The 12,195-nt window shown below is 58.3% G+C and carries 10 protein-coding genes and 1 riboswitch; of the genes, 9 read left to right on the forward strand and 1 reads right to left on the reverse strand.

Annotation, left to right across the window (positions count from 1 at the left end; genetic code table 11):
• The first annotated feature begins 101 nt into the window (after positions 1-101).
• From BQ5361_RS08095 to BQ5361_RS08110, 4 genes are all read left to right on the forward strand, one after another.
• Positions 102-635 (forward strand): 30S ribosomal protein S16, encoded by a 534-nt coding sequence (locus BQ5361_RS08095; RefSeq protein ID WP_022063818.1) that lies wholly within the window; start codon positions 102-104, stop codon positions 633-635.
• Positions 636-639: 4 nt separating this feature from the next.
• The gene (gene rimM, locus BQ5361_RS08100) at positions 640-1,155 is read left to right on the forward strand and encodes a ribosome maturation factor RimM (RefSeq protein ID WP_035473419.1); all 516 of its coding nucleotides are present in this window, start codon (positions 640-642) and stop codon (positions 1,153-1,155) included.
• Positions 1,156-1,435: 280 nt separating this feature from the next.
• Positions 1,436-2,536 carry a hypothetical protein gene (locus tag BQ5361_RS08105; protein ID WP_071425000.1) on the forward strand — a complete coding sequence of 367 codons (1,101 nt, stop codon included), beginning with the start codon at positions 1,436-1,438 and terminating at the stop codon, positions 2,534-2,536.
• Positions 2,537-2,693: 157 nt separating this feature from the next.
• Positions 2,694-3,812: a hypothetical protein gene (locus BQ5361_RS08110; RefSeq protein WP_143047541.1), complete on the forward strand. Its 1,119-nt coding sequence runs from the start codon at positions 2,694-2,696 to the stop codon at positions 3,810-3,812.
• Positions 3,813-3,993: 181 nt separating this feature from the next.
• Here the strand turns inward: BQ5361_RS08110 and leuS are convergent, their stop codons facing one another.
• Positions 3,994-6,750, reverse strand: coding sequence for a leucine--tRNA ligase (leuS, locus tag BQ5361_RS08115; protein ID WP_035473412.1), 2,757 nt, complete (start codon positions 6,748-6,750; stop codon positions 3,994-3,996).
• A 430-nt stretch (positions 6,751-7,180) separates the two neighbouring features.
• Positions 7,181-7,285: riboswitch (SAM riboswitch) on the forward strand.
• A gap of 265 nt (positions 7,286-7,550) precedes the next feature.
• Between leuS and BQ5361_RS08125 the strand changes: the two genes are divergently transcribed.
• The 5 genes from BQ5361_RS08125 to BQ5361_RS08145 all read left to right on the forward strand — a co-directional run bounded on the left by BQ5361_RS08125 (position 7,551) and on the right by BQ5361_RS08145 (position 12,096).
• Positions 7,551-8,711 (forward strand): homocysteine biosynthesis protein, encoded by a 1,161-nt coding sequence (locus BQ5361_RS08125; protein WP_035473531.1) that lies wholly within the window; start codon positions 7,551-7,553, stop codon positions 8,709-8,711.
• Between the two features lie 13 nt (positions 8,712-8,724).
• Positions 8,725-9,132 carry an NIL domain-containing protein gene (locus BQ5361_RS08130; protein WP_035473408.1) on the forward strand — a complete coding sequence of 136 codons (408 nt, stop codon included), beginning with the start codon at positions 8,725-8,727 and terminating at the stop codon, positions 9,130-9,132.
• 2 nt (positions 9,133-9,134) lie between these two features.
• Entirely contained in the window at positions 9,135-9,899 is a 765-nt protein-coding gene (locus tag BQ5361_RS08135; RefSeq protein ID WP_035473406.1) for a UPF0280 family protein, read from the forward strand.
• Positions 9,900-10,016: 117 nt separating this feature from the next.
• A complete protein-coding gene (gene metF, locus BQ5361_RS08140; protein ID WP_022063826.1) occupies positions 10,017-10,970 on the forward strand; it encodes a methylenetetrahydrofolate reductase [NAD(P)H] in 954 nt (317 codons plus the stop codon).
• A gap of 223 nt (positions 10,971-11,193) precedes the next feature.
• A complete protein-coding gene (locus BQ5361_RS08145; protein ID WP_035473404.1) occupies positions 11,194-12,096 on the forward strand; it encodes a nucleotidyltransferase family protein in 903 nt (300 codons plus the stop codon).
• Positions 12,097-12,195: the final 99 nt, after the last annotated feature.

Raw genomic sequence — 12,195 nt, forward strand, 5'->3', positions numbered from 1 at the left:
CCCGGAGCGTTTGGCAGTTCGGCAAAAACTCCTTACATTTGCAGGCCGTTTCGTGAAAACGGCAGGACAACAACGATTGTTAATCTAACACATTCAAACAAATGCCTGTAAAAATCAGACTTGCGCGCCACGGTAAGAAAGGCTACGCCTTTTATCATATCGTTGTCGCAGACAGCAGGGCGCCACGCGATGGCAAGTTCATCGAAAAGATTGGTACCTACAATCCGAACACGAATCCTGCTACCATCGACCTGAATTTCGACAAAGCCCTGGAATGGCTCCAGAAGGGTGCACAGCCCACGGACACCTGCCGCGCCATCCTCTCCTACAAGGGTGTGATGTACAAGAAGCACCTCCTCGGAGGCGTTGCCAAAGGAGCTTTCGACGAAGCCGCAGCCGATGCCAAGTTCGAAAAATGGATGAGCGAGAAGGCCGCCAAGATATCCGCCAAGACGCAGAAGCTGACCGGCGAAAAGGAGAAGTCCGAAAAGGCACGCCTCGCAGCGGAGAAAGAAGCCAACGAAAAGAAGGCGAAGGCTATCGAGGCCAAAAGGGCTGAAGCAGCAGCCGCTGCCGCCGCACAAACCGAGGAAGCGGAGGCTCCTGCCGAAGGGGAAGCTCCCGCCGCCGAGTAAGACGATGAATACGCTGGAAACCGTCGGTAAGGTATCCAAACCGTTTGGCCGCGAAGGCGAACTGATAATCAACCTGTACGACACTTTTCCGGAAGAATTCGATAAAAGGGAACCGCTCTTCGCATCTATCGATGCGTTGGCGGTTCCTCTTTTTATCGAGAAATTCGAGCGACGCGGCCACAGCAGCGCACTCGTTACATTCGCGGATTTCGACACGCAGGAACGGGCCGCGGAACTTGTCGGTCTGGAACTCTCCCTGCGCACGGACGATGAGGAGGCGGACGACGACATCGTCTATCTGGAGGATTTGGTCGGCTTCCGGGCGACGTTCGACGGTCATCCGCTTCGGGGAGAAATCACGGACTATATCGACAGCGAACAGAACCCGCTGTTCGCAATTACGGCCGAAGGGAGGGAAATCCTCGTACCCGCCGCCGAAGAGATGATATCGGCCCTCGACATCGACGCACGGGAGATAACCTTTGTGCTCCCGGAAGGGCTCCTCGACCTTTACCTGTAATTCCGCCGCCACTCTTCTCCCGCTTCAGTCCACGGTCCGGCAAAATCCGCTGTCCGACTTTTTCCCGACTGGCCCGCTGCAAGTCTTTCCGCATTCAAACGTCGGCAGCTTCCTATGCGGATACATCCGACGAATCGCTCCTGCCGTGTGCGGCCGCATGTCGCTGCGACGGGATACGACTGCACACAGCAGGCGACACCCCGCCCTTCCCGCCATAAAAATTTCTTCGCACCGGTGCAACATTCCCGCTCCCCGGTGCATCTTACAGAAAAGCAACGGCATGAAACACTCCATTTACGCGCTCCTTTCCGCCATCTGCTGCACTGCGGCTTATGCCTGTACCCCCCAATTCCTCCTCTACCAACCGCCCGCCCCGCCCGCCTACGATTATGTAGCGGTAGAGACGCCCTGCGACGAAACCGTCCTCCTCGACGGCGACACCCTCCGTTACGGCATGACACCGGAGCGGCTGGTCGAACAGCTGCATCTCCAAAGCGACCGGAAGGAACTCGACAAATTCGCCCAGATAATCCACGACCTGAATCCACCACAGACGGTTTACGGTGTATTTCCGACGACATCCGAAAGGGTAACGGTCGAGATACAGACCCGCGATTCGACCTTCGTCTTCGCCATCGGGCCGAACGAACGGGACAAAAGGTCACACCGGCAAACAACGGTACAACGTCGGCAGAAGAAGTATTCGCCCGCCCCCGACATCTGCCGCGACGGAGCCGGATACCGCCTCACCCCGAAAAGGGACTTCTTTCCCACAAGGCATCGGGAACAACTGCGCCGTATGCGTTTCGACGGCACATTCCGACCGGGCAGTCTCAACCTCTCCCTGTCTCTTCCGTGGACACACTTCTCCTCCTGCCACCCCGCAGCAGCAGGCGGCGGACGGCGCTTCTGCGGTTTCATCGGGGCAGGAGCCGGCATCGAATACCTCTACCGCGACAAACAGGGAATAGCCGCCGAGTGGAGCGGGATGCTCTTCTCCTTCATCCCCGTCCTGGCACCGCTCGACATTGTATGGAACAGCCCCCACGAGGGGTATTCCGTCATGACGGCCGGCATCTCGGCCTACCATCATCTTCGCCGGTTCACATTCGGCTACGGTCTCAACTGCACCCGCTATCTTTGGGCTTACCATTACGACATACCGGAAGAGGGCGAAATGCCGCCGGCACCGCTGGGACGCGAAAGCTTCCGCGACCATTACTGGGCGGCGGGCGTTTCGGTCGCCGGATACGTCAACATCACACCCCGAATTCTTTTCGGCATATCGTACAAGCCCACCTTCCTGCGGTTCGGCAATCCCGAACCGTGGCGATACGAACATACGATTGCCATCGAACTGAAATTCTACCTGCTGAGATAGCCTCCGGAGAGAGATGCCGTCCGGATGTTCCGCTACGGGAACGGCAGAGGCGACCCTTCCGGCACCGGAAGAGCGCCTTTCCGAAAAAACGACCGGCCGTGCAACAAAACGACGGGGAGATGCATCTGTATATTACAAACCCAAAACGCCAATGCCTATGAACCGAACACTCCTCCTGCCGCTCTCCGCATGTCTTCTATTCGCCTCATGCGTGACGACTTACAGCACCTCCCGGAAATACGTCGCCGTGGACACCCCCGAAGGGGAGACGGTGGTCATGAACGGCGACACGCTCCGCTACGGCCTCACGCCCCGCGACATGGCCCTGGAACTCGGAGTGGAACCGTCGGGAAAGAACCTCGCCCGAATGTCCCGGATTGTCTATGCAGCCAACTCGCCGCAGACGGCCTACGGCTTTTACGACGCCACCCCGGAACCGCTGTCGGTGGAGATACACGCCGCCGACACCACCTACTCCTACCGTCTGGCAGCCTACAACAGCGACCTCTTCTGGCTCAATTTCCTCTCGTTGGGGATAGGAATGTTCGAAGACCGCGGCAACGACAACCGCTACGAACATCCCGACCTCTATTGGACCGGCGACGGCTACCGTACCTTCCGCAAGAACGACTGGACGCTGGGCGTACGCCCGCGATACCGGTCCGTACTGAAAGCCACCGAAAGACGCGGGGGGCGCCGTGCGACACGCTATGCAAACTCGTTCCAGAAAGGACGCGTCAACGTTTCGCTGGCCTTCCCGTGGCTGCAACTCTATTCGTTTTCTCCCGTTTCGACAGGAATACGCCGAAACAACGGCGGATGTATCGGAATCGCCGCAGGCATCGAATACCTCTACCGCGACAAGCGCGGCATCGCACTGGAAGCAAGTGCATTGGCCGGATATGCCACTATCTGGGGACCGGCTGCCAGCATCGACCCGCCGCCCAACGAAGAATGGTCTGCCATACACATCTCCCTAGCCGAATACTTCCATTTCCGCCGTTTCACCGTAGGGTACGGCCTGAATGCGGCACGGAACAAGTACACCTACAAACCGCCTTACCCCGGTTTCGGAACGAACTACCTGGGCGATACGCGCCTCGACGACCGGTACTGGGCGGCAGGCATCATGGTGGCCGCCTACATCAACATCACGCCCAAAATCATGTTCGGAGCCACCTATCGTCCCACCTTCTTCCAATTCGGCACTACAAGACCGTGGAGATACGAACACAGCGCCACTCTGGACCTGAAGTTCTACCTCTTCCGGAAATGACATCGGCCTGCCTCCGCGCTGCGGCGAGGAGAGAACGGCGCAAGCCGGTGACCGCAACTGCTACGCAGCCGAGAAACGACGAAGGCCGGTCGGAAAAGTCTGTTTTTCCGACCGGCCTTCGGTCACGTTCCGGAAGAGCCGCACGCACCGGCACCGCAATGCCGCACGACACCGACGGACGTCACACGACGACGTTGATAATCTTGCCCGGTACGACGATGACCTTCCGAACTTCCTTCCCGGCAGTGTATTTCTCCATCTGCGGGTCGGCGAGCACGGCGGCTTCGATTTCGCTGACCGCAGCACCGAGCGGAAATTCCTTCTTGAAGCGCATCTTCCCGTTCACCGAAACCGGATAGTCGAAACTGTTCTCCACGAGGCAGGCGGGGTCGAAGACCGGGTAGCGCTCGTCGAAAATGGTTCCCTCGTGCCCCAGTTCGTGCCACAGCTCTTCGGCGATGTGGGGAGCGAAAGGCGACAACAGGACAAGGAGCGGTTCGAGCACGGCACGCTTGCTGCAGTCGCCGAGCTCGTTCAGGCATATCATAAAAGCGCTGACCGACGTATTAAACGAGAAGTTCTCGATATCCTCGCTGACCTTCTTTATCGTCCTGTGCAACACCTTGAGCTCCTGCGGCGAAGGCGCCTCCTCGTTTACCGAAAGCTCCCCGCCCCCGGCATGGAACAGCCTCCAGAAGCGGCGCAGGAACTTGTGCACGCCGTCGATGCCGTTCGTATCCCACGGCTTGCTCTGTTCGAGCGGACCGAGGAACATCTCGTACATGCGCAGGGTATCGGCTCCGTAATGCTCCACGATATAATCGGGATTGACCACGTTGTACATCGACTTGCTCATCTTCTCCACCGCCCAGCCGCAAACGTAGCGGCCTTCTTCCAGGATAAACTGCGCGTCGGCGAACTCCGGCCGCCACGCCCGGAATGCCTCCAGGTCGAGGATATCGTTCTTCACGATGTTCACGTCCACATGAATCGGCTGCGTCTCGTACCCGTCCTTCAGACCGAACGATACGAAGGTATTCGTCCCGGCAACCCGGTAAACGAAATTGGAACGTCCCTGTATCATCCCCTGATTCACCAACTTGCGGAACGGTTCGTCCTCGACGGCCACACCGATGTCATACAGGAACTTGTTCCAGAAACGGGAATAGATGAGGTGCCCCGTGGCATGTTCGATACCGCCGATGTAGAGGTCCACGCTGCGCCAGTAGGCGTTCGCCTCGCGGCTCACCAGCTCCCGGTCGTTGTGCGGGTCCATGTAACGCAAATAGTAGGCCGACGAACCGGCGAAACCCGGCATGGTGCTCGTCTCATACGGATACCCTTCGGCCGTATGCCACCCCTCGGCACGGGCGAGCGGCGGTTCTCCGGAGCTCGTCGGACGGAACTCCGGCACATCGGGCAGCGTAAGCGGCAGCGCATCCTCCGGCAACGGACAGGCCGTATCGTCCTTATAATAAATCGGGAAGGGCTCTCCCCAATAACGCTGACGGCTGAAGATGGCGTCGCGCAGGCGGTAATTGACCTTCTTCCGGCCAATGCCCCGCGCCTCTATCTCCGCGAACATCCGCTCGATGGCCTCCTTCACGTCCAGGCCGTCGAGGAACCCGGAATTCATCATCCGCCCCTCCTTCGCATCGTAACTTGCGACGTCGATATCGCCCCCCTCGACCACCGGCACGATGCCGAGTCCAAAATGTTTGGCGAAAGCGTAGTCGCGCGCGTCGTGCGCCGGTACGGCCATGATGGCTCCCGTACCGTACCCCGCCAGCACGTAGTCGCTGATATAAACCGGCAGTTCCGTGCCGGTGAACGGATTAATCGCATAAGAACCGGTGAAAACGCCGCTGACCCGTTTGGTATCGGCCATCCGTTCGCGCTCGGAACGCCTCTTCGTCTCTTCGATATAGCGCTCGACCTCCGCCCGTTGTGCGTCGGTCGTCAGTGCGCACACCTGTTCATGTTCCGGCGCGATGACCATGAACGTGCATCCGAAAACGGTATCGGGCCGTGTGGTGAATATCTCCAGTTTCCGCCCGCTGCCCCGGATGCCGAAGAACATCTGCGCTCCGGTGCTGCGCCCTATCCAGTTGCGCTGTATCTCCTTGAGCGATTCGCTCCAGTCAAGCCGTTCCATGCCGTCGAGCAGCCGTTCGGCATAGGCGCTCACCCGCAGCAGCCACTGCTTCATGCGCTTCTGCACTACCGGGAAACCGCCCCGCACCGAAAGGCCGTTCACCACCTCGTCGTTGGCAAGCACCGTACCGAGCCCTTCGCACCAGTTCACCGTCGTGTCGGCCCGGTAAGCCAACCGGTAGTTCAGCAACACCTCCTGCCGCCGTTTCCCGTCCATCGCATTCCATTCGGCGGCGGTGAACTCCATCCGCTCGGTACAAGCGACATGCAGCCCCTCCGTTCCCCGGAGGGCGAACGCCTCGGTCAGTTCGGCGATGGGGCGCGCCTGCTGCCGGTCGTAACAGTAATAGCTGTCGAACATCTTCAGGAACGCCCACTGCGTCCACCGGTAATATGCGGGGTCGCTGGTCACCACCTGCCTGTCCCAGTCGTACGAGAATCCGAGCTTGTCGAGCTGTTCCCGGTAACGCGCCACGTTCTGCGCCGTGGTGACCGCGGGATGCTGCCCCGTCTGGATGGCATACTGCTCGGCCGGAAGCCCGAAAGCATCGAACCCCATCGGATGCAGCACGTTGAACCCGCAGAGCCGTTTATAGCGCGTATAGATGTCCGAAGCGATATACCCCAGCGGATGCCCGACGTGGAGGCCCGCCCCGGACGGATAAGGAAACATGTCGAGCACATAATACTTGGGGCGGGAAGCGTCCGCATCCACCCTGTAAGTCCTGCGCCGCTCCCACTCCTTCTGCCAGCGCGGCTCTATTTCGCGGAAATTGTACTCCATAAATTCGTCTTCGTATTTTTGTCTTGCATCCGCAAAGATAGGAAATATATCATCGAAATATAACGGTACAAGCCGGGGATGCCGAATCGGAACACGGCGGCGGAGCCAATGCCGCCAAGCGAAACGGACGGATTATCCCGATACACGGAAACAGCAGGGAGCAGACGAAACCCCGGAACGCGGCGGCCATTCGGCAAACCGGCCTCGCGGCGGCTCCCGACCTTCCGTTTTCCGCTCCATCCGGAGTCCGAAACCGACTGCCGCAGCACCGCTCCGCGACAGGTCTGCGAATGCGACCTTGACCGGAACACCCGGACGGAACCGTTTCAAAAGCCGTTTTCTGTATAGTTTCCCACTTTTTCAAAAATATGTTTGGTTTTAATGAAAATTTGCATACCTTTGTGGCAACACTATGAGTGAAAGTAGTGCCGAATTATAACGAGAAGCGGAGAGAACGGGCTCTATGAAACTTCGGCAACCTATCGCAACGATAAGGTGCCACGTCCCGACCTGCCAAGGACAGGAAATATAATTAACCATGAAGGCTATGAAAACGACTATTTCAGGAGAAGCTTTTTCAACGACATGTTACTGCGGCGGTTCGTCGCGCAGTCTTTTCTCCATGGATATGCGTATGCGCCAAGCGCGCTAATCTTATCTTATTCCCGGAACATACTATCGACAGACCTGTAAGACAGGCCGTGCATAGTTCGCCGTATCCTTACGGCATCATGTAATCAAACACGCATATTATTAACAATCAACGCATAGCATTAGCTATGCCCTGTAATTTCATTACCATGGCGAAAACATATCAACAGATAAACGAACGGATTAAGAACGGCGAAGCGGTCGTACTGACTGCCGAGGAGGTGTCGCAACTCGCCCTCACGATGTCGCCGGAAGAGATAGCCGACAAGGTGGACGTCGTAACCACCGGTACTTTCGGCGCCATGTGCTCTTCGGGCGCCTTCATCAACTTCGGACACTCCGACCCGCCCATCCGCATGGAACGCATCGAACTCAACGGTGTGGGCGTAAGCGGCGGACTCGCTGCCGTGGATACCTACATAGGAGCCACCGACTGCAACCCGGCCAATCCCGAATACGGCGGAGCGCATATCATCGAAGACTTCATCAACGGCAAGGACATTCTGCTGGAGGCCTGGGGCAAAGGGACCGACTGCTATCCCCGCCGCCACATCCGCACCTACATCAACCGGGATACGGTGAACGAAGCCTATCTCTACAATCCGCGCAACGCCTACCAGAACTACAATGTGGCGACCAACACCTCCGACCGCACCATCCATACCTACATGGGTACGCTCCTACCGAAGATGAAGAACGCCAGCTACTCCACCTCCGGCGAGCTGTCGCCCCTGCTGAACGACCCGGAGTGCCGCACGATAGGACTCGGTACGCGCATCTTTCTCGCCGGTGCGGAAGGGTATGTGGCGTGGAACGGGACGCAGTTCAACACCTCCAAGGAGACGAACGAATACGGTATCCCGACAAGCAATGCCCGCACCATCGCCGTCATAGGCGACCTGCGTGAGATGAGTACCGAATACCTGCGGGGCATGTATTACGAGAAGTACGGATGCAGTCTCTTCGTCGGCATCGGTATTCCGATACCGATACTCGACGCCGACCTGGCCCGCCGCGTATCCATCCGCAACGAACAGATTGAAACGACCGTGGTGGATTACGGCAACGGCAACAGAGTGCTCGGCAAAACCAACTACGCTGCCCTGCGGAGCGGCGAGATAGAGGTCGGCGGCCACCGGATAAGAACAGCCCCCGTGTCGAGCCTCGCCAAAGCCCGCGAGATAGCGGAACTGCTCAGGGAGCGCATCCGGAGCGGCAAATTCCTGCTGAGCGAGCCGGTACGCCCCATGCCTACGGGTACTACGACCAAGAAACTGCAAATACGCGAAGAACCCGGAAGAAACCATTGAAATACGAAAAAACATGAAAAGGAAATATATGCTGTCGTTCTCGGAGAGCACGGGCGACAAACCGATAATACACGACCTGATAAAACGTTTCGACATATGCATCAATATCATCAAGGCGGAGATGGCACCGGGACTGGCCGGGTCCATGCTCGCGGAGTTCAGCGCTCCTGAAGGGGACATCGCACAGGCACTTGAATTCCTTGCCGCCCAAGGGGTAGGAACAGCCCTCGTCACGGACAAAATCATCTTCCGTGAGGAGCGGTGCGTACAGTGCGGCAGTTGTGCGCTGGCCTGCTTCTCCAAAGCACTGACCATCGGGCCGCCCGACTGGAAACTCTCCTTCCAGCGGGAAAACTGCATATTGTGCAAACTGTGCCTGACGGCATGCCCGCAACATTTATTCACCATAGCAAACGACTAACGATGAAAGAGTACAAAATTCGGATATACCGCGACAATTTCAACCGCGACCGTTGGCAAACCTTCACGATAAGCTACAAGGAGAGCGACCTCTGCATCGGCATCGACACTGCATCGTACGTCCCCGAAATGAATCTCTTCGCCGGACAGATTCTCCGTGAACTACGGCTCGAAATGGACGCATACATTACGAACGACCCGACCTACGCGGTCATCCTCTCCCCCTATTTCCCGGCCGCCGGTGCGCCCGGGATACTGGTACGGATGGCAGAAGCCGCAGCAACGGCGGGCGTCGGCCCCATGGCCGCCGTTGCAGGAGCGATAGCGGAGTACATCGGCCGACGCCTCAAGACGGAGTACGACTGCCGGGAAGTCATCGTCGAAAACGGCGGCGACATCTACGCCGACATTGTCGAGGGGATGGACATACCCGTATTCGCGGGACAGTCGCCGCTCTCGGAGAAGGTCGGCATCTTCATTCCGGAGGGAGGAAGAATCAGCATCTGCACATCTTCCGGCACGGTCGGGCCATCACTCAGTTTCGGAATGGCCGATGCCGTGATGATAGTCTGCAGCGACGCAGCACTGGCCGACAGCTACGCGACCGCCTTCGCCAACAAGATACACACCAAACAGGACATCAACAACGTAATCGCCGAGATACGGAAAATCCCCGCCATTTCGGGAGCCATCTGCATCAAGGACGACATGTTCGGCATCTGCGGCGAATACGGACTCAAAATATGGAAACAACCCCTGATACGATAAGATAAGGGAACCGTTCCGAAAGCGAACGCAGGACAGAAGGATACGGAAACCGGCCGCGGTTTCCGGCGAATATCCCTGTACCTGCGCTCGCACGGAACGGCACGCAAACACGGCACAATGAAAGTAAAAGAGATATTGGCAGCATCGGACAGGACGCTCATCTCGTTCGAGCTCCTGCCGCCGCTGAAGGGCGGCGACATCGGGAAGGTCTACAACGCCATTGAACCGCTCATGGAGTTCTCGCCCTCCTTCATCAATCTTACCTACCACCGCGACGAGGAGGTGATACGCCAGCGGCCGGACGGAACACTGGAGCGCATCACGGTCACGAAACGCCCCGGAACGGTGGCACTGGCGGCGGCCATCATGAAACGTTACGACGTGGAGGTGGTTCCCCATCTGGTCTGCGGCGGCCTCGACCGCCATACGATAGAGAATATCCTGATAGACCTCAACTTCCTCGACATCGACAACGTGATGGCGCTGCGGGGCGACCCCGCTCCGGGCGAACGCTTCTTCACCCCCACCAGAGGAGGACACGCCTACTGTTCCGACCTCGTGCGGCAAATCAGCGACATGAACCGGGGCGTCTACCTCGACGAACTCCAGCAGAACCCCATCCCCACCCACTTCTGCATCGGGGTCGCCGGTTATCCGGAAAAACATTACGAATCGCCCAACCTCTCGCAGGACATCCGGAACCTGAAGCGAAAAGTGGACGCGGGGGCCGACTACATCGTTACGCAGCTCTTCTTCGACAACGCCCGTTTCTTCGACTTCGTGGAGCGGTGCCGCGCCGAAGGTATTACGGTACCGATAATACCGGGACTGAAACCCGTCTCGTCGCTGAAACACCTCGAAATGCTCCCGCGGACGTTCCACATCGATATGCCGGAAGCGCTCACCGAGGAGCTGTCGCGCTGCCGTACCGACGAACAGGCCAAGGAAGTGGGCATTGAATGGAGCGTCGGACAGGCCAAAGAGCTGAAGGCGGCGGGTGTACCGGCCATCCATTTCTATACCATGAGCCGTTCGGGAAACATCTGCGAGATATTGAAACGGGTATTCTAATCCGCGCAGAGGAAACGGAACGGGGTGCCGGAAGGCACGGAGAACGACCGGACATCCGGCGGATACCGCCGAAGATGTAGGGAACGAAGGAAACGCCGTTCCCCAGTCCGCCGACAGTCTCCGCAGCAAAGGCGAAAAGAGCGAACAGAAGGCAGAGGCTCTCCGTTTCCCTATGCGAACCACCGACAAACCATTATCTTTGCACCGGTAAAAAAGCATTCACATGAAACCGACACTACTGATAATGGCGGCCGGCATGGGTTCCCGGTACGGCGGCCTCAAACAGCTCGACGGGGTGGGCCCTTCGGGCGAAACCATCATGGACTACTCGGTCTTCGATGCCGCGAGGGCAGGATTCGGAAAGGTGGTCTTCGTCATAGGCCGCCACTTCGAACGGGATTTCCGCGAAAAGGTACTCGCCAAGTACGAAGGACGCATTCCGACCGAAGTGGTATTCCAATCGGTAGATGCGCTGCCGGACGGATTCGTTCCGCCCGCCGACAGAGTAAAACCGTGGGGTACGGGACACGCCGTACTGACGGCCGCCGGAACGGTACGCGAACCGTTCGCCGTGATAAACGCCGACGACTTCTACGGCCGCAATGGCTTTGAGGTGCTCGCACGGTTCCTCGCCGGGACCGACGGTACCGGACAATACTGCATGGTCGGCTACCGGGTCGGCAATACCCTCTCCGAAAGCGGGTCGGTGTCGCGCGGCGTATGTGAAACCGATACGAACGGATTCCTTACATCGGTCACGGAACGCACCGAAATACGCCGTCAGGAGGGCCGCGGCATCATCTTCCGCGACGAACAGGACGAATACCATGCGCTGGCTCCCGAAACACCGGTCTCCATGAACATGTGGGGCTTCACGCCCGACTACATGGATTTCTCCGCCCGGCTGTTCGCACGCTTTCTGGCGGAGCGCGGCCACGAACTGAAAAGCGAATTCTACATTCCGACCGTCGTCAATGAAGCCATCCGCTGCGGAGCGGCGAAGGTAAAGGTACTCGATACCGACGCAAGCTGGTTCGGTGTCACCTATGCGGCCGACCGGCCGGGTGTAGTGGAGAAGATACGCGCCCTGGTGGATGCGGGCGAATACCCCGAACAACTCTGGTAAGGGTTCTCCGCCGCAGCCTGTCCGATAGGGCGTACTGACATCGGAAAAAGGAAAGCTCTCCGCCCCTCCTCTGTGTGCAGCAGGCGGCAGACTCCGTAC

It is taken from the genome of Tidjanibacter massiliensis, assembly GCF_900104605.1.
GTDB lineage: Bacteria > Bacteroidota > Bacteroidia > Bacteroidales > Rikenellaceae > Tidjanibacter > Tidjanibacter inops.